The organism is Cupriavidus sp. L7L (genome assembly GCF_004353535.1).
GTDB lineage: Bacteria > Pseudomonadota > Gammaproteobacteria > Burkholderiales > Burkholderiaceae > Cupriavidus > Cupriavidus oxalaticus_A.
Genome location: NZ_SMNY01000010.1, coordinates 344,189 through 362,605, shown reverse-complemented (window position 1 = coordinate 362,605; position 18,417 = coordinate 344,189). Strand labels below are relative to the sequence as shown.

Below are 18,417 nucleotides of genomic sequence, written 5' to 3'. Positions count from 1 at the left end.
TGGGCAAATCTGCATTGGTTGGGGGGCCGGATAATCTGGCTCAAGGGGCGCTTTCCGCCCGCCAACCACGCCATGGCCAAGAAATTTCCCCTGCACCCAAGCCATCCCGAGCGCGTTTGCTGGGGTTGCGACAAATACTGCCCGACCGACGCCATGGGATGCGGCAACGGCTCCAGCCGGACGCAGCATCCCATCGAACTGCTCGGCGACGACTGGCTCGACTACGGCGACTGGGGCATCGAGGCTCCGGACGCTCCCGCGCGCGGACCCGCTCCGGCCTGACGGGGCCCGCATCACCGCACCTTCACCCACCCGTCCTGCTTCTCGCGGGACGCCCGGTGCATGCCGGCTCCTTCCCAGGCATCGCGCGATGACCGGCACGCGCGGCAGGCCCCGTACGGCTTTCACGCTTTCACGCGGCGGCGGCAAGAACCTCGACGCGGGCCGGATTACAATCGCCCTCAGGCTATCCAGCCCTTCCGCCTACCGCCCCCAAAGCCTTCCGCCGGAACCATCATGCTCAACCTCCAGGATTCTTCGCTGCTGCGGCAGCAATGCTATATCGACGGCCGCTGGACCGATGGCGAGCGCCGCATCGACGTGACCAACTCCGCCACCGGCGAACGCGTCGGCCAGGTGCCGCAGCTGGGCGCCGAGGAAACCCGCCAGGCCATCGAAGCCGCCAACCGCGCCCTGCCCGCCTGGCGCGCGCGCACGGCCAAGGAACGTTCGGTGCTGCTGCGCAAGTGGTTCGAGCTGATCCTGGCCAACCAGGAAGACCTGGCGCGCATCATGACCGCAGAGCAGGGCAAGCCGATCGCCGAGGCACGCGGCGAAATTGCCTATGCGGCCTCATTCATCGAATGGTTTGCCGAAGAAGGCAAGCGGGTCTATGGCGACACCATTCCCGCGCCGGCCACCAACCAGCGCATCGTCGTCACTAAGGAGCCTGTCGGCGTGTGCGCGGCGATCACGCCGTGGAACTTCCCGGCGGCGATGATCACGCGCAAGGCCGGCCCTGCGCTGGCAGTCGGCTGCACCATGGTGCTCAAGCCCGCGTCGCAGACGCCGCTGACCGCGCTGGCGCTGGTGGCGCTGGCCGAGCGTGCCGGCATTCCGGCCGGCGTGCTGTCGGTGGTGACGGGCTCGGCGAGCGCGATCGGCGGCGAGATGAGCGGCAACCCGCTGGTGCGCAAGCTGACCTTTACCGGCTCGACCCAGGTGGGCCGCGTGCTGATGGCGCAAACCGCGTCGACCATCAAGAAGGTTTCGATGGAGCTGGGCGGCAACGCGCCCTTCATCGTGTTCGACGATGCCGACCTCGATGCCGCGGTGGAAGGGGCGATCGTGTCGAAATACCGCAACGCCGGCCAGACCTGCGTTTGCGCCAACCGCATCTATGTGCAGGCGGGCGTGTACGAGGCCTTTGCGAAGAAGCTGGTGGCGGCGGTGGCCGCGCTCAAGGTCGGCAACGGCATGGATGACGGCGTGCGCATCGGGCCGCTGATCGACGACAAGGCCGTGGCCAAGGTCGAGGAGCATATCGCCGACGCCGTCGGCAAGGGTGCGCGCGTGCTGCATGGCGGCCAGCGCCACGCGCTCGGCCATTCGTTTTTCCAGCCGACCGTGCTGGCCGATGTCGCGCCCGGCATGCTGGTGGCGCGCGAGGAAACCTTCGGGCCGCTCGCGCCGCTGTTCCGCTTCGACACCGAGGACGAGGTCGTGGCAATGGCCAACGATACCGAGTTCGGCCTGGCCAGCTACTTCTATGCGCGCGACCTGGGCCGCGTCTGGCGCGTGTCCGAGCGGCTGGAGTACGGCATGGTGGGCGTCAATACCGGGCTGATCTCGAACGAGGTGGCGCCCTTCGGCGGCGTCAAGCAGTCGGGCGTGGGCCGCGAGGGTTCGCACTACGGTATCGAGGATTACCTGGTCATCAAGTACACCTGCATGGCCGGGATCTGACCCCCGCGCCCTAGCGAAACCGCTCGATCTGCTCACAGAAGCGCTGCATCTGCTCGAACTGGTAGCGCGCATGGTCGGCGCCGTACGGCTTGCCCAGCTCATGCAGCGCGCAGTCGGCGGCCCGCGACAGCGCTTCGAGCGCCTGTGCCAGCGCCCGCCCTTCCACGCTGTGATGCCGGCGCAGGCGCCACGACAGCGATTCCTGGCCCTTGCCGAACAGGCTCTGGTCGAGGTGGCCAAGCCGGTCGGCAGTGGCCTGCGCATCGTGGAGCGCCGCCAGGTAGGCGCAAACCGACGACAGCCGCTGGTTCATCTCGCCGCCGCGGCACAGCAAATCGCCGGCGCACTTGCGCAAGCGCTCCGCCGCGCCGCGCTGGCCCGCCGTCGGGCCGTCGGGCACATACGTGCCGATCGGCCGCACCGACAGCGCCAGCCCCGGTGGCAGCACGCTCGTGCACAGGCTGGCCAGCTGGCGCTGCAGCGCGCCATCGAGCTCGCAGCACGCCACCAAGCCGGCCTCGACGTAAAAGTCCAGCGACGCCTGCCGGCCCTGCCCGCTGTACACCACCGTGCGCACCGGCTGGTGTCCCGCCTGCACCAGCACGCGCAGTGCGGCTTCGATGCAGCGCTGCGCGATGGCGTCGCCCGGCAGCGCTCGGAGCAGCGCGTGCGCGTGCGGCATGCCGGTGATTTCAGTGCGGGTCGGCAATGTGCCCGGCTGGCCCGGCTGGCCCGGCTGGCCCGGCTGGCCGGACAGTCTCAGGCTGGTCTCGACGTAGCTCGAGGCGGTACCCGTCATCAATAACTCCATGGTTGGTTGCTATGCCCATGCGGGCGGTGGCGGGGCGCGCAAGTGCCAGGGCTGGCATCAGCGCGTCCCGCCGGCAGGCTGCGAGGCCATCACGATCGCCGCATGCATGCCCTGCAGCGGGTGGCGCGCCTCGGGCGCCGTCAACGATGCCAGCACCTTGCTGTCTTCCAGCCTGAAGCGGCACAGCAGCAGGTTCGATTGCGCCAGGGCCACCATCTGCGCCGGGGCCAGCGCGGCCAGCGCGCGCCCCAGCTCCTGCCGCATGCCAAGCCGGAACAGCGCCTCGGCTTCGTGCTCGCGCAGGAGACGCTGCGCCAGCATCAGGTAGGACAGGTTCAGCTGCTGGATGTCGCGCAGGATGTCAGCCCCGGCAGCGCCGAGGTCCGCCGCGCCGCGCGTCGTGCCTGCGCTCGTGTCGGCGTGCTCCGGTTTGCGCTTCATTGGATAAATGCCGTGGTGCCAATGGCGGTACCTGCGGAGCCGGCGACGGTGTCCGGGGCGGTGCGCGCCGAGATCTTCGGGCGTTCTGCGATGGCGCGCAGCGCGGGCTTGTCCAGCAACTCGACGCAACGGTTCCGCACGCGGATCAGCCCGATCCCTGCCATCCGCGAGAACTGGCGGCTGACCGTCTCCAGCGTCAGGCCGACATAGCTGCCGATTTCCTCGCGGCTCATGCGCAGGATGAACGCCGACGAGGAAAAGCCGCGCGCCGCGAAGCCGTCGGCCATCCACAGCAGGAACGTTACCAGCCGCTCCTCGGCAGTCATCAGCGCCAGCATGGTCTGCATGGCCCGCGCGCGCTGGGTCATGCAGTCGAGCGCCAGGAACAGCTGGATGGCCAGCGCAGGCGCTGCGGCCATGGCGGCACTGCCCAGGTCGACCGCGATCATGCACAGCTTGGTGTCTTCCAGCGCCGTGGCATACGACGCGTAGCGAGTGCGCACGAGGCTGTCGAGCCCGACCAGTTCACCCGGAAAATGGAAGCCAACCACCTGCGTGCGGCCGTCTTCGGTGGTGACATGCGTCTTGAGCGTGCCGACTCGGATCGCATAGAGCGCGGTGACCGGATCGCCGATCAAGTACAGCGGCTGCCCCTTGCGCAGCCGGACGCCGCGCTGCGGCTGCGGACCGGCCGCGGGATGCGCATGCCGTACCAAGCCGGCCCCCTGGCAGCCCTGCGCGTGGGGGCAGCTGTCGCAGCAAGGCAGCGCATCGGGCGACGCGGACCGGCCGCTGGTCGGTGGCAATTGCATTGTTTCGTGACAAAGATTGACGGCGTTTAAAACATGTGACCGATTCTATGGATCGTGCACCGCGTAACAATCTGTATATTCCGAATCATCGTCGCGAAGCTTCGGACCACCCAGGCGCCGCGGCCGCCTGCTTCGGCGCGAGGCGCGTATGCTATGTCATGCGCAGCGCCGCGCGGCGGCGCTCGCTTCCAGACATCGCCGGCAAGCCGGCAGCAGCGAACCCAGATTTCGCCATGAAGAAAGACCCCGCCGGCGCCAACGGCCCGGCCGCACACGCGTCACTCCGCGAGTCGCAAGGCAACGCGCCCGGCGACGTGGCTGCCGACGCCCCCTACCGGACCCTGGTCGAGTCCGTGCAGGACTACGCCATCTTCACGCTCGACGTGACCGGGCATGTGTCGAGCTGGAACAAGGGCGCCGCGCGCATCAAGGGCTATACCCGCGAAGATATCCTGGGCAAGCACTTCTCGACCTTCTACACGCCCGACGCTGTGGCACGGCGCTGGCCGGATGCCGAGCTCAAGGCCGCCGCCGAGTTCGGGCGCTTCGAGGATGAAGGCTGGCGCGTGCGCAAGGATGGCAGCCGCTTCTGGGCCAATGTGGTGATCACGGCCCTCAAGGATCCGGACGGCAAGCTGATCGGCTTCGGCAAGGTCACGCGCGACATGACCGCCCAGCGCCGCACCGCCGAAGCACTGCGCCAGAGCGAGGAAACGCTGCGGCTGCTGGTGGAGGGCGTGAAGGACTACGCGGTCTTCATGCTCGATCCCGCCGGCAATATCGTCAGCTGGAATGCCGGCGCCTCATACATCAAGGGCTATCGCCGCGACGAGATCCTGGGCCGGCATTTCTCGGTGTTCTACCCGCCCGACGACATTGCCGCCGGCAAGCCCGCGCGGCTGCTCGAGAAGGCCCGCCGCGCCGGCCGCGTCGAGGACGAAGGCTGGCGCGTGCGCAAGGACGGTTCGCTGTTCTGGGCCAACGTCACGCTGACCGCCGTCTACGACGAATCGCGCGCGCTGCGGGGCTTCGCCAAGGTCACCCGCGACATGAGCGAGCGCCGCCGCCACGTAGAGCTGGAGCGCTCCAGCCAGCGCATGAGCGAATTCCTGGCCACGCTGTCGCATGAGCTGCGCAATCCGCTGGCGCCGGTGCACAGCGCGCTGGCGGCAATGCGGCTCGCGCCCGGCGACGAGGCACTGGCCGACAGGAGCCTGAGCCTGATCGAACGCCAGGTCACGCACCTGAGCCGGCTGGTCGACGACCTGCTCGACATCGGCCGCATCAACTCCGGGCGCATCGAGCTGCGCACCGGGCCGCTCGAGTTCAACGAAGTGATCGCGCTCGCCACCGAGGCGGCACGGCCGTCGCTCGAGGCCAAGTCGCAGCACGTCGCGGTGCAGGCCCACGCCGCGTCGATCCCGATGCACGCCGACAAGACCCGGCTGGTGCAGGTGATGCAGAACCTGATCCTGAATGCGTCGAAGTTCTCGCCGGCGCAGACGACCATCAGCATCGTCACCGCCGTACAAAAACGTACCCTTCTGGTACAGGTGATCGACCAGGGCCGCGGCATCGCGCCGCAATCGCTGGACGACATCTTCACCATGTTCGTGCAGGAAAGCCGCCCCGGCACCGATGCGCATGGCGGTCTGGGCATCGGCCTGTCGCTGTGCCGCGCGCTGGTGGAACTGCATGGCGGCACCATTGCCGCAGCCAGCGCCGGGCCCGGCATGGGCAGCACCTTCACCTTGCGGCTGCCGCTGCCGGTGGCACAGGAAGCCGCCACGATGCAGCCACCGGGGCGCGCCGCGGCCGGCGGCCGTGCCAACGTCGTGCTGCAGGCACAGCGCATCCTGCTGGTCGACGACAACCGCGATGCCGCCGACAGCCTGGCGATGCTGCTGGAAATGTGCGGCCACGACGTGACCATTGCCTACGACGGCGCCGAGGCGCTGCACGTGGCGCCGCGCTGCCGCCCGCATATCGCGCTGATCGACCTGGCCATGCCGGGCATGGACGGCTTCGAGGTGGTGCGCGCCCTGCGCGGCGTGGCCGGCACCGGCCAGACCCGCTACGTCGCGCTGACCGGCTTCGGCCAGCCTGCCGACCGGCAGCAAAGCGAGCGCGCGGGGTTCGACGCACACCTGGTCAAGCCGGTGGAGCTGGAGACGCTGTTCGGCACCATCGCGCGCCTGCAGCGGCCCGAATAGGTTGCGCGCGGCCGCGCCCGCTGCATGCTGCCCACGCGGCGAAAGGCCACCTTCGCCAAAGCCAAACCCGCGCTTGCTCGCGCTGCGACACACTGAGGCCCGTTCCATCGCCAGAACACACATGGAGGAGACAGCGATGCAGGGTTGGATCAGGCGTGCAGCCAGCGGGCTGCTGTTCGCATTCGCCGCCACGGCGGCAGGCACGGCACTGGCGGACTACCCGGACAAGCCGGTCCGGCTGGTGGTGCCCTTCCCGCCCGGCGGCGCGACCGACCTGCTGGCGCGCGAGATCGGCAATGCCCTGTCGGCGCGGCTGCAGCAGCCGGTGGTCATAGACAACCGGCCCGGCGCCGGCGGCAACCTGGCTGCCATCGCCGTGGCGCGCGCGCCGGCCGACGGCTACACGCTGCTGTTCGGCACCTTCGGCTCGCTGGCGGTCAACAAGAGCCTGTATGCCAAGCCGGGCTACGACCCGCTCAAGGATTTCGCCCCGGTCGCATCCGTGGCCTACCTGCCCAACGTGCTGGTGGTACATCCGTCGGTGCCGGCGCGCAACGTGCAGGAACTGCTGGCGCTGGCGCGCAAGGAGCCGGGCAGGCTGACCTACGGCTCGTTCGGCAACGGCTCGTCGTCGCACCTGGCTGGTGAATTGTTTACCCATCTCGCCGGTGTCAATATCGCGCACATTCCGTACAAGGGCAGCGCCGCCTCCATGACCGACCTGATCGGCGGCCGCATCACGATGATGTTCGACAGCGTATCCACCGCGCTGCCGTATATCCGCGACAACCGCGTGCGCGCGCTGGCGGTGACCACGCAAAAGCCCTCGGAACAGCTGCCGGACGTGCCTACGCTGGCCGCGGCGGGCGTGCCCAACTATGAGCTGACGGCATGGTTCGGCGTGGCCGCACCGGCCGGCACGCCCAAGGCAGTGATCGACCGGCTCAACGGCGAGATCGTTGCCGCGCTGAAGCAGCCGGAGTTGTCGGCGAAGCTCGCGAGCCAGGGCACGGTGCCGTTCCCGGCCACGCCCGCGCAGTTCGGCAGCTATATCCGCGCGCAATACGAAAAGTGGGACGGGCTGATCAAGTCTGCCAACATCCGGCTGGACCAGTAAGCAGCCGGCTCAGCCGGCCGCGCCGCGCAACGCGCCGAAGCGCCACGACAACCGCCGCGCCGCCTGCCGCACCAGCGCGGCGGGCGCGCCTTCGGTGCCGCTGTCGAAGCTGCCGCTCGATCCCATCACCGCGATCACCAGCGCCAGGCTGCCGGTGTGATCGAACACCGGCGCCGCCAGCGTATCGATGCCCGGCACCGGGTGGCTCAGCGCGTTGTCGATCTGCGCCTCGCGCACCTTGGCCAGGCGGGCGGCGTAGTCGGGCGCAGGCTTTCCGTCTTCCCCCAGCACCTGCCCGACGGCAGCGCCGGCCATGCGCAGGTAGTCGGTCTGCAGCAGCCCGGCAAGCACGTTGCCCGGCAGGTGCGCGGCCACGGTACGGCCGATCGCGGTATGGACCAGCGACAGCACCGTGCCGACGCGCAGGCTGACATGCTGCGGCCGCGCCGATTCCTCCAGCCTGACCACGGTCGGACCCATCGGGCCCAGCACGGCCATGGCCACGCTCAGGCCGGTGGTGCCGGCCAGTTCGATCACTTCGGGCTCGGCCTCGCGCGTCGGCGACAGCCGCTGCAGCGCGACCAGTCCGAGCTCAAGCCCCAGCGGGCCGCACAGGTAGTTGCCGGCGGCATCGCGCGCGAGCAGTCCAGTCTTCTGCAGGCTGACCAGGTGCGGGAACGCCTTGGCGGGGGGCATGCCGGCAGCCAGCGCGAGGTCGCGCAAGGCCAGCGGACGGCCCGCCGCGACCAGCGCGCCCAGCAGCTGGCCGGTGCTGTCGAGAGACTGGATGCCGCGCTGCGGCTTGCCGCCTTCGGCTTCGGCATCCGGGCCGGCGATGCCGTCCGGGTCGGGTATGCGGGTCGGGGTCATGCCGGGCTTTCCTCTTCCGGGCCTTCCGCACTCAGGATCGCTGCGATATCAGCCGCTGCTGCCATCAGCGCCCGTGCGGCCGTGCCATTCCAGTCGACGTCGATGGCGCCGGTCGAGCCAACCAGCGTCAGCACCAGCCGCAGCGCCCCTGCAGCATCCAGCACCGGCACGCTGAGGCTGCTGACCGCGGGGCTGGGCGTGTCGATGCTGCGCTCGATGCCGCGTTCGCGGATTCCCTGCAGCACTGCGCCGAAGTCAGCCAACTGCGCCTCCGTGGCGTCCGGCTGCTGCGCGCGCCACAGCGGCTGCCACTGCGCCGGCGGCCGGAACGCGCAGTAGACGCGGCCGGTGGCGGTGGCCGCCAGCGCCATCACCGTGCCCACGTGCAGGTTCACGTGCAGCGGCGCGCTGGCGGGCACGTAGCGCACGATGGTCGGCCCCTGCGGCCCGGCGATGCTGATGGCCACGCTGAAGCCCGAGGACCGCGCCAGCGCGTCGACGCGCGGCAGCGCGGCGCGGTAGGCCGGATCCTGCTCCAGGCGCAGCATGCCCAGCTGCAGCGATAGCGGGCCGGGCTCGTAGCGGCCGGAGACATGGTCGCGCTTGAGCAGGCCCAGGCGCGTCAGGCTGACCAGGTAGGCGTGCGCCTGCGCCGGCGCCAGCTGCGCGGCCTCGGCCAGCGCGGCCAGCGGCATCGGTACGCGCGCCGCCGCCAGCGCGGCCAGCAGCCGGCCGCCGACTTCCACGCTCTGGATGCCGCGCTGGGCCTTGTCAGCCTTTTCCGGCTTTCCTTCCTTGTCAGCGTTGCCGGCCGCGCCGGTTGCCTTGCCCCTGGCCATCGCCACCTTGTGTGATCGGAAAACCCGGATATTAATCGAACGCCATCCACGCGCCTTCGAATCGGGGTAAACCCGCAATCGCGCGGTACGCGATCCGTTGGTCTCGTGGTCGCACCATTATTTGCCATAGACGAACGAATTAGCTATTGATTAATTAAACGGTCTTTCCTAAGATTGCACTACCCCGTCGAAACACGCCGGCACCGCCGCGTGGAAGACCCATAGAAACGGGGGCGAGACAGCCCGTGCCGCCAGCCCCGAACTGCGGTACACCCGCCGCGCGCACGTGCCGTCTTGCCTCCCCCACACACAAAGGAAGACGTCATGTCCAAGGCATTCGCATCCCAGGCCGACCTCGAAGCCAAGCAAGTCACCTTCACCCAGCTGTCCGAGAACGCCTGGGCCTACACCGCCGAGGGCGACCCCAATTCCGGCGTCGTGATCGGCGACGACGGCGTGCTGATCGTCGATACCACCGCCACGCCGGCGATGGCGCAGGACCTGATCGCGCGCATCCGCACCATTACCGACAAGCCCATCAAGTACGTGGTGCTGTCGCACTACCACGCGGTGCGCGTGTTGGGCGCATCGGCCTACTTCGCCGAAGGCGCGCAGCAGGTCATCGCCAGCCGCGGCACCTGGGAAATGATCGTCGAGCGCGGCGAGGCGGACATGAAGTCCGAGATCGAGCGCTTCCCGCGCCTGTTTGCCGGCGTCGAGACCGTGCCCGGCCTGACCTGGCCGACGCTGGTGTTCGAGAAGGAAATCACGCTGTTCCTCGGCAAGCTGGAAGTGCGCATCGCCCACCTGGGCTCGGGCCACACCAAGGGCGACACCGTGGTCTGGCTGCCTCAGCAGAAGGTGCTGTTCTCCGGCGACCTGGTCGAGTACGACGCCGCCTGCTATTGCGGCGACGCCCAGCTCGAAGAATGGCCCGCCACGCTCGACGCGCTGCAGGCGCTCAACCCTGAGAAGCTGGTTCCCGGCCGCGGCCCCGCGCTGACCACGCCGGAAGAGGTCAGGAAGGGCCTCGCCTACACCAAGGACTTCGTCACCACGCTGTTCCAGTCGGGCAAGGAAGCGGTGGCCGAGAAGCTCGACCTGAAGGCCGCGATGGCGCATACGCGCCAGGCCATGGACCCGAAGTTCGGCCATGTCTTCATCTACGAACACTGCCTGCCATTCGACGTCTCGCGCGCCTATGACGAGGCCAGCGGCATCCGCCACCCGCGCATCTGGACCGCGCAGCGCGACAAGGAAATGTGGGCCGCGCTGCAGGACTGAGCGGCCGAAGACCCATAACAAGTCGGGCAACGAAGCAACACAGAGTTGGATGGAGAGACAGGCATGAGCAGCATCGACTACCAGCGGTTGTCATTTGAGTACCAACCCTGCGCGGAACAGCGTGCCGGGCAGGCGGATGGCCCGGTCCATCCTGTCGTGGTGGTGGGTGCCGGTCCGATCGGGCTGGCCACCGCCATCGACCTGGCCCAGCGCGGCGTGCGCGTGGTGCTGGTCGACGACGACTGCACGCTGTCCACCGGTTCGCGCGCCATCTGCTTCGCCAAGCGCACGCTGGACATCTTCGACCGGCTGGGCTGCGGCGAGCGCATGGTGGACAAGGGCGTGAGCTGGAACGTTGGCAAGGTATTCCTGCGCGACCAGCAGGTCTACAGCTTCGACCTGCTGCCGGAAAGCGGGCATCGCCGCCCGGCCTTTATCAACCTGCAGCAGTACTACGTCGAAGGCTTCCTGCTGGAGCGCGCGCAGGCGCTGCCCAATATCGAGATCCGCTGGCACAACAAGGTGGTCGGGCTGGAGCAGCGCGCGGATGGCGCCGTGCTGACCGTCGAGACGCCTGAAGGCAGCTACCCGCTGGCCGCGCGCTACGTGGTGGCGGCAGACGGTTCGCGCAGCCCGATGCGCAAGCTGCTCGGGCTGGACAGCAAGGGCCGCACCTTCCGCGACCGCTTCCTGATCGCCGACGTGAAGATGGAAGCCGACTTCCCCAGCGAGCGCTGGTTCTGGTTCGACCCGCCCTTCCACCCCAACCAGTCGGTGCTGCTGCACCGCCAGCCGGACAATGTCTGGCGCATCGACTTCCAGCTCGGCTGGGACGCCGACCCGGTGCTGGAGAAATCGCCCGAGCGCGTGATCCCGCGCGTGCAGGCACTGCTCGGCAAGGACGTCAAGTTCGAGCTGGAATGGGTCAGCGTGTACACCTTCTCGTGCCTGCGCATGGACAGCTTCCGCCACGGCAATATCCTGTTTGCCGGCGACTCGGCGCACGGCGTTTCGCCGTTCGGGGCGCGCGGTGCCAACAGCGGTGTGCAGGACGCCGAGAACCTGGCGTGGAAGCTGGCCTACGTGCTGCAGGGCCACGCTGCCGACAGCCTGCTCGATACCTACGCCAGCGAGCGCGAATACGCCGCCGACGAGAACCTCCTGAACTCGACCCGCGCCACCGACTTCATCACGCCCAAGAGCCCCGTCAGCCGCGTCTTCCGCGATGCGGTGCTGACGCTGTCGAAGCGGCACGCCTTTGCCCGCGGCCTGGTCAACAGCGGCCGCCTGTCGGTGCCGGCGGTGCTGCACGGCTCGCCGCTGAACACCGGCGATGCCGATGAGGGGTATGCCGGCGGCATGGTGCCCGGCGCGGTCTGCGCCGACGCGCCGGTATCCGGGCCGCAGGGTGCCGGCTGGCTGCTGTCGCACCTGGGACAGGACTTCACCGTGCTGCTGTTCGGCAATCCCGATGCCATCGACGCCGCCACGCTGGCCGACCTGTCCGCGCTCAACCAGGGCAACGTACCGCTGCGACTGGTCTACGTCACGGACGCGGCGCAGCCGGCGATGACCTGTTCCAACGCCACCGTGCTGCGCGACGACCAGGGCCTCGCCGCGGCCCGCTACGGCGCCGCGCCCGGCACCTGCTACCTGGTGCGGCCCGACCAGCATGTGTGCGCGCGCTGGCGGCGCGCCGACCCCGCCGCGATCCGCGCCGCGCTGGCGCGTGCCACCGGTGCCGGCCTGGCCGCGGCCCCTGGCCGGATCGCCGCCTGAGGCACGCCGGACCGCTCGAGAACAGGAGACCACAACATGCCCGCCACCCTCAATACGCAACCCAACCTTGCCCGGCCCGACGATTTCTACGAAGCGCTGATCGAGATGCACCGCGATCTCGACGACGCCCAGAGCCAGGCCGCCAACGCGCAGCTGATCCTGCTGCTGGCCAACCATATCGGCGACCACGACGTGCTGCTGGCCGCGCTGCAGGCGGCGCGCGAAGGCGTGGCCGACATGCCGGGCACTGCGGCGCCGGCCGCCTGACACGCCACGGGCGCGGCCACGCCGCGCCCCGCTCCGCTCTTTCCCCGGCCTGACCCGGGTCCGCCAGCCAGCGCGCAACAGACGCGCCCGGCGGCGCCATCCCTGGCTGCAACCACCCAGGCGCGACACGCGCAGCCACCACCGCAGCTACCGAAAATACGGAGACAACAGCATGAGCCATCCGGTCTCAGGGGACCTTGCGTCCCTGCATCTGACGCCCGCCAACATCACTGCCCCGCCCACGCTGGCGGCGCGCGAGGAAGACGCGCTCTACCGCAAGGTGTGGCTGCGCATCATCCCGTTCCTGTTCGTCTGCTACGTGGTCTCGTTCCTGGACCGCATCAACATCGGCTTCGCCCAGCTGCAGATGAAGCATGACCTGGGCTTCAGCGACGCCATGTACGGGCTGGGCGCCGCGATCTTCTACGTTGGCTACGTGCTGTGCGAGGTGCCGAGCAATATGCTGCTGGCGCGCTTCGGCGCGCGCCGCACCTTCACGCGCATCATGGTGCTGTGGGGCCTGGCCTCGGTGGGCATGATGGCCGTGTCGACGCCGGCGCAGTTCTACACGCTGCGCTTCCTGCTGGGCGTGTTCGAGGCGGGCTTCTTCCCCGGCATCGTGCTCTACCTGACCTACTGGTTCCCGGCACGGCGCCGCGCCGCGGTGATGGCGATCTTCTTTGCCGGCGTGGCGGTGGCGGTGGCGGGCGTGCTCGGCGGCCTGGTCTCGGGCTGGATCATGCGCGACATGGCCGGCGTGCTCGGCCTGCAAGGCTGGAAGTGGATGTTCGCGATCGAAGGTGCGCCCGCGGTTTTCCTGGGGCTGATTGCCGCGCGCTGCCTGGTGGATGGTCCGGAACAGGCCCGCTGGCTCAGCCCCGATGAGCGCGCATACCTGACGCGCGCCGCGGCGGGCGGGTCGGCCAGCGCGGTCGACGCGGCGAAAGGCGGCCATTCGCTGCAGGCGCTGCGCCAGGTGCTGCGCAACCCGCGCGTGTACCTGTTCGCCCTTATCTATTTTTCGCTGACCTGCGGATCGCTTGCGCTGAGCTTCTGGATGCCGCTGATCATCCGCGACTTCGGCATCACCGATGTGATGTCGGTCAGCCTGTATTCGGTGGTGCCCAATGCCGTCGGTGCGGTCGGGCTGATCCTGATCGCGCGCCATTCCGACCGCACCGGCGAGCGCCACCGCCATTTCCTGCTGTGCACCGCCGGCGGCGCGCTGGCGCTGGCCGCGCTCACGCTGCACCCCTCCAGCCTGGCCATGATGCTGGCGATCCTGTCGGTTGCCGCCGTGCTGATCTTTGCCGCTCTGCCGGTGTTCTGGTCGCTGCCGCCCAGCTACCTGCCGGGCGCGGGGGCCGCGGCCGGCATCGCCGTGATCAGCAGCGTCGGCATCACCAGCGGCATCGTCAGCCCGTGGGTGATCGGGCAAATCAAGACCCGCACCGGCAGCCTCGACCATGCGCTGTTGCTGCTGGCGGCACTGCTGCTCGCCAGCGGGCTCGCGATGTGGCTGGGCGTGCCGCGCCAGCCCGCGCAAGGATCCCGCCAGGCCCGGCAGGATTAACCTGCAGCAAGGGCCTGCAGCGGGTTTCGTCAAACCGGAATGTCCGCACCCGCGCGGGTGCGGCGTTCAGTGGGACCGGCCGCAGGGAATGACCTGCGCGATCTCCTCGCGCATCACCTCGACCACATCATCGATCTCCAGCCCTTCGGCCGTCACCAGCACGTCCTGTCCGCGGCCGATCGCGTAGACCACGCCGCGCCAGCGGCCGGGCTCGACGGCCTCGCACAGGCGGATATTGAATTCGGTGTCCTGGTCCTGGCTGTACACGGTTACCAGGTCGCCAATCTGGGGGGCCTGCACCGCTTCTCCGTCGAACGCCCGGGCCACCACGGTCACCGGCGACTGCGTCAGTCCCCTGGCAAATCTTGCACGCATGGTCCGCTCCTCTAATGCGATCCAAGTCCAGCTTACAAGAGGGGCGCCAAATAACCAGAAATTTCCATGAAAAAGTCGGGCTTGCTGCCCTCCACCCAGCGTCCGGGTTGTGTCCGCGTGTGCGGCCGGGTTGTGGCCGGCCTGTCAGACGCCGCCGGATAGACAGCCGCCGTACATCGCCCACAATGAAAGCATAGACAGCCAAGGAGACAGCAAAATGGGCACCAGCATACACGTCGTGCCGCATCGGGATGGCTGGGATGTCATCCATGAAGGGGCCCGCTACGCAGAATCCCACCACGACACGCAGGAAGAAGCCATCGCCGCCGCGACTGCGCAGGCGCAGCGCGAGCATGTTGAACTGCTGGTCCATGGCCGCGATGGCCAGATCCGCTCGCGCAACAGCTTCGGCCACGATCCGCGCACCATACCGGGCTAACTCCGGCCTAGCCGGATAGCGTTTCCGGCGCGCGATCCTGCGCAGGCGCATCCATGCCACCGCACTGGGACGAAATGCACGCAGCTGCCGCGATCGCAGCCGCGGCGGTGCCGCTGCCGCAAGTCGACGACCCCGCGCAGAACCCCTTCTCCGGACCCTTTTCCAATGCACTCGCGGTGCAGGCCGAAGCGCTGGCCGCGCACCGGGTGGTGCTGCTTGGCGAAAGCACGCACGGTACCGCGGAGTTTTACCACGCGCGCGCCGCGCTGACGGCGCAGCTGGTGGCGCGCCACGGTTTCCGCATCGTCGCGGTGGAAGCGGACTGGCCCGACGCCGCGGCGGTCGACCGCCATGTCCGCGGCCGGCCCGCGCAGCCGGCGCAAGCGCCGGCCGAAGCGTTCACGCGTTTCCCGGTGTGGATGTGGCGCAATCTCGAAGTCGCGCGCTTTATCCGCTGGCTGCACGCGCACAACGCGCCCCTGCCCCCGGTGCAGCGCGCCGGCTTCTTCGGGCTGGACATCTACAGCCTGCGTGCCTCCATCGCGGCGGTGCTGGCCTACCTGGACAGCGTCGATCCTGAGGCCGCGCGCGCCGCACGCGAGCGCTACGCCTGCCTGGAACCATGGGGCCGGGACCCGGCGCGCTATGGCCGCGCCGTGCTGCACGGCACCCATGAAGACTGCGAGGAAGCCGTCATCGGGCAATTGCAGGAGCTGCTCGAAAAGCGCCTGGCCTATGCCCGAGCCGGCCATGAAGACTACCTGGATGCCGCACAGAATGCGCGGCTGGTTGCATCGGCAGAGCGCTACTACCGCGTGATGTACCACGGCAGCGACGACAGCTGGAACCTGCGCGACACGCACATGTTCGAGACGCTCATGCAACTGCTGCATGCGCACGGACCCGATTCGCGCGCCGTGGTATGGGCGCACAACTCACACATCGGCGATGCCTCGTACACCGAAATGGGAACCCTGCACGGCCAGCTCAATATCGGCCAGCTGTGCCGGGAAACCTTCGGCGATGATGCGGCGCTGGTTGGCTTGAGCACCTATGCCGGCACGGTAGCCGCCGCGACGTGGTGGGATGGCCAGATGGAAATCAAGACCGTGCGCCCCGGACGGCCCGACAGCTACGAGCACCTGTTCCACCAGGCCGGCCACGCCCAATGCTGGGTCGACCTGCGCGGCGCGCGCAGCGGACCGCTCGAAGACGCCCGCACCGCGTTGCTGCCGCCGCGGCAGGAGCGCTTCATCGGGGTCATCTACCGGCCCGAAACCGAATTGCAGAGCCACTATGCGCGCGCGGCACTGCCGCGGCAGTTCGATGCGCTGCTGTGGTTCGACCACACGCGTGCGGTCCCGGCCTTGCCGGCCAGTCCGGCGCCTGGCGCACCGGAGACGTGGCCGTCCGGACTATAGCGGCTGGCGGGCGCGGCCGGTGTCACGCGACCGCCGCTCACCCGCCGGTGCGGTCCGGCGCCACGCTGACGTGATTCACGACCTCGCGCACGCCGCCGGACGCGCGGATGCTCGCCTCGATCGCCGCGCGATCCGCCTGCGTGCCGACCGCGCCTTCGATGGTGACGCGACCTTCCGCGACGTTCAGCGCGATCTCGCTGACATCGAGGCCGCTGTCCCACAGGCGCGCGCACAGCGCTGCCTGCAGTTCGACGTCAGCGGCGGTGACAGCGGTGCCGCGCGGATTGGCTGGCGGCGTATTGGAAGGATCCTGCATGCGTGAGCCTCTGGCGTCAGTACATGCGCATGCCATGCCCCGGATGCGCGGCCGTAGCCTCGCCCCGCGCCACGCGCAGGTGGTTCACCACGTCGGTGACGCCGTAGATCTCGTCCGCGATGTCCTCGATCCGGTACTTCTGCTGGCGATGCGGCACGCTGCCCTCCAGCGTGACCACGCCCTGCTCCACCCGCACCTCGACGTCCTCCACCTCCAGCCGGGCGCTGCGCGCGAGCTGCTCGCACAGGTCCTCGAGGATGCGCGCATCGCTGCGCCGGTAGTTGCGCGGACCTACTGGGCGCACAGGTCGCGCCTGGCGCGTTCCGCCGCGATACAGGTCCATGCGCTCGTTGTAGCCGGTGAACTGGCGGTAAGGATCGCGCCCGCGCGGCGCTTGCCGGGCGCGTGCATCTGACGCGCCGCCGCGCTGCCAGTGTTGCGTGCCGCCGAACTCGCCGGGGTCCACCGGCTCGTCATAGTCGTAGACGCCATAGGCGCCCACGTAGTGGCTGCGCATGTCGGTGTCCGGCACGGGGCTTTCGTGCCAGGGTGGTCCGCGCCGGTTGTCTCTACGGTCCATTGTCGTCTCCGCTTGGCGTGCCGGGATTTGTAGCGCCGCTATTTCTGCCGCGGCGGCACCAGGCCGCGGTCGGGCTCGCTGAGCTTGCCGGCGCGCAACTGCTGCACCGCGCACGCCAGCGCACGCGCCACGTTGTCCACCTCGCCGAGCACGCCGTCATCTTCGTCGAGTTCCACATGGCTGGTGGCATATGGCTTGTAGTAGCCGATAAACCGGTCCAGCCGCGCCTGCGGACCGGCGTCGATCAGGCCCATCCAGTCGAGCCAGTCGGACAGCGCGCGGCGCACGCCTTCGATGCCGGCCACGTCGCCGTGGACCACCAGCCCGTAGGTACGGCCGGCCAGGTGCTTGGGATAATCCCACCCCGCCAGTTCGATCGACTTGGCGCGCACCACGTCCTTGCCCTGCGTGCTGGTCGGATCCGGATTGCCGCCATCGGCGCAGACCAGCCGGTCCATCATCAGCTTCAGCGGGCTGCTGGCCTGGTACCAGTAGACCGGGGTGACGATCAGCACGCCATGGCAGCCTGCCCAGCGCGGATAGATGTCGTTCATCCAGTCGTTGACCTGGCCGAGCGCGTGGTTGGGGTAGCAGCTGCAGGGCCAGTGGCACAGCGGCATCGACGTCGAGACGCAGCCCTTGCACGGATGGATGCGCAAGTCGGCATCGGAAGCGAGCAGGCTCAGGTCGAGCACATCGACCTCGATGCCCTGCGCTTCCAGCGTTGCCCGCGCGCGCTGCGCCAGCCGCCAGGACTTGGACATCTCGCCGGGGCAGGTGTAGTCGTTGCGCGCGGCGGCACAGACCAGCAGCACGCGCGAGGGCGTGGCAGGGTCGGCCTGCAGCTGCTGCGCCACGCGGACCGCCTCGCTGGCCGCGCGCCATTCGTCCGACAGCTCATACTCCGGATCGGCATAGCCCTGTCCGGCCTTGTGCTTCAGCGGCGCCTTGCGACCCTCGCGGTAAGCCTCCCAGGCAATGCGCTCGAGCCGCGCCAGGGCTTCATCCTCGTCACGGTAGGCGGGGTCGGTAAAGCGCGCCATGAAGCGCTGCCGGAAAGTTTCGCGCGGCAGCGGCTCGCTCACCTGGCCCTTGCGGACATCGGCGGGATCGCCGGGATAGCGCTGCTTGCGCGGTGCATCCGGCGCCGGCTGGTTCGGCTTGTGCGTCGGGTCTGGCATAGGTGTCTCCGTGCGCCTCTGCAATGTGTGCTGGTGCAGGACATGCAAGATAGACGCCACCATCCGCCACCATCCGCGGCCATGTGCAGCGCGCGCGGCCACGCAGCTTTTACAGGCGGCTGCTGGCGCTGCAT

Annotated in this window: 19 protein-coding genes; 10 read left to right on the top strand and 9 right to left on the bottom strand. The window is 68.9% G+C overall.

From position 1 onward, the window contains the following. The first annotated feature begins 72 nt into the window (after positions 1 to 72). Positions 73 to 282: a DUF3079 domain-containing protein gene (locus E1J61_RS13350; protein ID WP_133094526.1), complete on the top strand. Its 210-nt coding sequence runs from the start codon at positions 73 to 75 to the stop codon at positions 280 to 282. Between the two features lie 234 nt (positions 283 to 516). Then, positions 517 to 1,965 (top strand): NADP-dependent succinate-semialdehyde dehydrogenase, encoded by a 1,449-nt coding sequence (gabD, locus tag E1J61_RS13345; RefSeq protein WP_133094525.1) that lies wholly within the window; start codon positions 517 to 519, stop codon positions 1,963 to 1,965. Between the two features lie 10 nt (positions 1,966 to 1,975). Here gabD and E1J61_RS13340 read toward each other — a convergent pair whose 3' ends face one another. The 3 genes from E1J61_RS13340 to E1J61_RS13330 all read right to left on the bottom strand — a co-directional run bounded on the left by E1J61_RS13340 (position 1,976) and on the right by E1J61_RS13330 (position 4,023). Continuing rightward, on the bottom strand, positions 1,976 to 2,764 hold the full coding sequence (locus E1J61_RS13340; protein WP_207951207.1) for a hypothetical protein: 789 nt from the start codon (positions 2,762 to 2,764) through the stop codon (positions 1,976 to 1,978). Positions 2,765 to 2,833: 69 nt separating this feature from the next. Further along, complete coding sequence (gene flhD, locus E1J61_RS13335) at positions 2,834 to 3,217, bottom strand: flagellar transcriptional regulator FlhD (RefSeq protein ID WP_133094524.1); 384 nt, start codon at positions 3,215 to 3,217, stop codon at positions 2,834 to 2,836. Beyond that, positions 3,214 to 4,023, bottom strand: a complete 810-nt coding sequence (locus tag E1J61_RS13330) for a helix-turn-helix domain-containing protein (RefSeq protein ID WP_240745811.1) — start codon at positions 4,021 to 4,023, stop codon at positions 3,214 to 3,216. Before E1J61_RS13330 ends, flhD begins: the two co-directional genes overlap by 4 nt. A gap of 239 nt (positions 4,024 to 4,262) precedes the next feature. Between E1J61_RS13330 and E1J61_RS13325 the strand changes: the two genes are divergently transcribed. After that, the gene (locus E1J61_RS13325; RefSeq protein ID WP_133094522.1) at positions 4,263 to 6,242 is read left to right on the top strand and encodes a PAS domain-containing sensor histidine kinase; all 1,980 of its coding nucleotides are present in this window, start codon (positions 4,263 to 4,265) and stop codon (positions 6,240 to 6,242) included. A 136-nt stretch (positions 6,243 to 6,378) separates the two neighbouring features. After that, positions 6,379 to 7,359, top strand: a complete 981-nt coding sequence (locus tag E1J61_RS13320) for a tripartite tricarboxylate transporter substrate binding protein (protein WP_133094521.1) — start codon at positions 6,379 to 6,381, stop codon at positions 7,357 to 7,359. A 9-nt stretch (positions 7,360 to 7,368) separates the two neighbouring features. On the opposite strand, the gene E1J61_RS13315 is transcribed toward E1J61_RS13320, so the two are convergent. Next, positions 7,369 to 8,229 (bottom strand): IclR family transcriptional regulator, encoded by an 861-nt coding sequence (locus E1J61_RS13315; protein WP_133094520.1) that lies wholly within the window; start codon positions 8,227 to 8,229, stop codon positions 7,369 to 7,371. After that, positions 8,226 to 9,068 (bottom strand): IclR family transcriptional regulator, encoded by an 843-nt coding sequence (locus E1J61_RS13310; protein ID WP_133094519.1) that lies wholly within the window; start codon positions 9,066 to 9,068, stop codon positions 8,226 to 8,228. Before E1J61_RS13310 ends, E1J61_RS13315 begins: the two co-directional genes overlap by 4 nt. Before the next feature lie 324 nt (positions 9,069 to 9,392). Between E1J61_RS13310 and E1J61_RS13305 the strand changes: the two genes are divergently transcribed. From E1J61_RS13305 to E1J61_RS13290, 4 genes are all read left to right on the top strand, one after another. Next, positions 9,393 to 10,352: an MBL fold metallo-hydrolase gene (locus tag E1J61_RS13305; RefSeq protein ID WP_133094518.1), complete on the top strand. Its 960-nt coding sequence runs from the start codon at positions 9,393 to 9,395 to the stop codon at positions 10,350 to 10,352. 63 nt (positions 10,353 to 10,415) lie between these two features. Further along, complete coding sequence (locus tag E1J61_RS13300) at positions 10,416 to 12,131, top strand: FAD-dependent oxidoreductase (protein WP_133094517.1); 1,716 nt, start codon at positions 10,416 to 10,418, stop codon at positions 12,129 to 12,131. A 36-nt stretch (positions 12,132 to 12,167) separates the two neighbouring features. Further along, positions 12,168 to 12,398, top strand: a complete 231-nt coding sequence (locus E1J61_RS13295; RefSeq protein WP_133094516.1) for a DUF2783 domain-containing protein — start codon at positions 12,168 to 12,170, stop codon at positions 12,396 to 12,398. Positions 12,399 to 12,570: 172 nt separating this feature from the next. Next, complete coding sequence (locus E1J61_RS13290; RefSeq protein ID WP_133094515.1) at positions 12,571 to 13,971, top strand: MFS transporter; 1,401 nt, start codon at positions 12,571 to 12,573, stop codon at positions 13,969 to 13,971. 66 nt (positions 13,972 to 14,037) lie between these two features. Here the strand turns inward: E1J61_RS13290 and E1J61_RS13285 are convergent, their stop codons facing one another. Further along, entirely contained in the window at positions 14,038 to 14,346 is a 309-nt protein-coding gene (locus E1J61_RS13285; RefSeq protein ID WP_133094514.1) for a hypothetical protein, read from the bottom strand. Positions 14,347 to 14,563: 217 nt separating this feature from the next. Between E1J61_RS13285 and E1J61_RS13280 the strand changes: the two genes are divergently transcribed. Both E1J61_RS13280 and E1J61_RS13275 read left to right on the top strand, forming a co-directional pair. Then, positions 14,564 to 14,785 carry a DUF2188 domain-containing protein gene (locus E1J61_RS13280; RefSeq protein WP_133094513.1) on the top strand — a complete coding sequence of 74 codons (222 nt, stop codon included), beginning with the start codon at positions 14,564 to 14,566 and terminating at the stop codon, positions 14,783 to 14,785. Positions 14,786 to 14,838: 53 nt separating this feature from the next. Continuing rightward, positions 14,839 to 16,206, top strand: coding sequence for an erythromycin esterase family protein (locus tag E1J61_RS13275; protein WP_133094512.1), 1,368 nt, complete (start codon positions 14,839 to 14,841; stop codon positions 16,204 to 16,206). Positions 16,207 to 16,243: 37 nt separating this feature from the next. Here E1J61_RS13275 and E1J61_RS13270 read toward each other — a convergent pair whose 3' ends face one another. The 3 genes from E1J61_RS13270 to E1J61_RS13260 are packed head-to-tail and all read right to left on the bottom strand — an operon-like array spanning position 16,244 to position 18,283. Continuing rightward, positions 16,244 to 16,522, bottom strand: coding sequence for a BON domain-containing protein (locus E1J61_RS13270; protein WP_133094511.1), 279 nt, complete (start codon positions 16,520 to 16,522; stop codon positions 16,244 to 16,246). A 16-nt stretch (positions 16,523 to 16,538) separates the two neighbouring features. Further along, complete coding sequence (locus E1J61_RS13265) at positions 16,539 to 17,102, bottom strand: BON domain-containing protein (protein WP_133094510.1); 564 nt, start codon at positions 17,100 to 17,102, stop codon at positions 16,539 to 16,541. 38 nt (positions 17,103 to 17,140) lie between these two features. Further along, positions 17,141 to 18,283 (bottom strand): flavodoxin family protein, encoded by a 1,143-nt coding sequence (locus E1J61_RS13260; RefSeq protein WP_133094509.1) that lies wholly within the window; start codon positions 18,281 to 18,283, stop codon positions 17,141 to 17,143. Positions 18,284 to 18,417 lie beyond the last annotated feature (134 nt).

Excerpts from the sequence above, each read along its gene's own strand:
- E1J61_RS13350 (WP_133094526.1), top strand. The coding sequence starts at position 73 with ATGGCCAAGAAATTTCCCCTGCACCCAAGCCATCCCGAGCGCGTTTGC.
- E1J61_RS13325 (WP_133094522.1), top strand. The coding sequence starts at position 4,263 with ATGAAGAAAGACCCCGCCGGCGCCAACGGCCCGGCCGCACACGCGTCA.
- gabD (WP_133094525.1), top strand. The coding sequence starts at position 517 with ATGCTCAACCTCCAGGATTCTTCGCTGCTGCGGCAGCAATGCTATATC.
- E1J61_RS13275 (WP_133094512.1), top strand. The coding sequence starts at position 14,839 with ATGCCACCGCACTGGGACGAAATGCACGCAGCTGCCGCGATCGCAGCC.
- E1J61_RS13280 (WP_133094513.1), top strand. The coding sequence starts at position 14,564 with ATGGGCACCAGCATACACGTCGTGCCGCATCGGGATGGCTGGGATGTC.
- E1J61_RS13290 (WP_133094515.1), top strand. The coding sequence starts at position 12,571 with ATGAGCCATCCGGTCTCAGGGGACCTTGCGTCCCTGCATCTGACGCCC.
- E1J61_RS13265 (WP_133094510.1), bottom strand. The coding sequence starts at position 17,102 with ATGGACCGTAGAGACAACCGGCGCGGACCACCCTGGCACGAAAGCCCC.
- E1J61_RS13305 (WP_133094518.1), top strand. The coding sequence starts at position 9,393 with ATGTCCAAGGCATTCGCATCCCAGGCCGACCTCGAAGCCAAGCAAGTC.
- E1J61_RS13295 (WP_133094516.1), top strand. The coding sequence starts at position 12,168 with ATGCCCGCCACCCTCAATACGCAACCCAACCTTGCCCGGCCCGACGAT.
- E1J61_RS13260 (WP_133094509.1), bottom strand. The coding sequence starts at position 18,283 with ATGCCAGACCCGACGCACAAGCCGAACCAGCCGGCGCCGGATGCACCG.
- E1J61_RS13270 (WP_133094511.1), bottom strand. The coding sequence starts at position 16,522 with ATGCAGGATCCTTCCAATACGCCGCCAGCCAATCCGCGCGGCACCGCT.
- E1J61_RS13310 (WP_133094519.1), bottom strand. The coding sequence starts at position 9,068 with ATGGCCAGGGGCAAGGCAACCGGCGCGGCCGGCAACGCTGACAAGGAA.
- E1J61_RS13340 (WP_207951207.1), bottom strand. The coding sequence starts at position 2,764 with ATGACGGGTACCGCCTCGAGCTACGTCGAGACCAGCCTGAGACTGTCC.
- E1J61_RS13285 (WP_133094514.1), bottom strand. The coding sequence starts at position 14,346 with ATGCGTGCAAGATTTGCCAGGGGACTGACGCAGTCGCCGGTGACCGTG.
- flhD (WP_133094524.1), bottom strand. The coding sequence starts at position 3,217 with ATGAAGCGCAAACCGGAGCACGCCGACACGAGCGCAGGCACGACGCGC.
- E1J61_RS13300 (WP_133094517.1), top strand. The coding sequence starts at position 10,416 with ATGAGCAGCATCGACTACCAGCGGTTGTCATTTGAGTACCAACCCTGC.
- E1J61_RS13315 (WP_133094520.1), bottom strand. The coding sequence starts at position 8,229 with ATGACCCCGACCCGCATACCCGACCCGGACGGCATCGCCGGCCCGGAT.
- E1J61_RS13320 (WP_133094521.1), top strand. The coding sequence starts at position 6,379 with ATGCAGGGTTGGATCAGGCGTGCAGCCAGCGGGCTGCTGTTCGCATTC.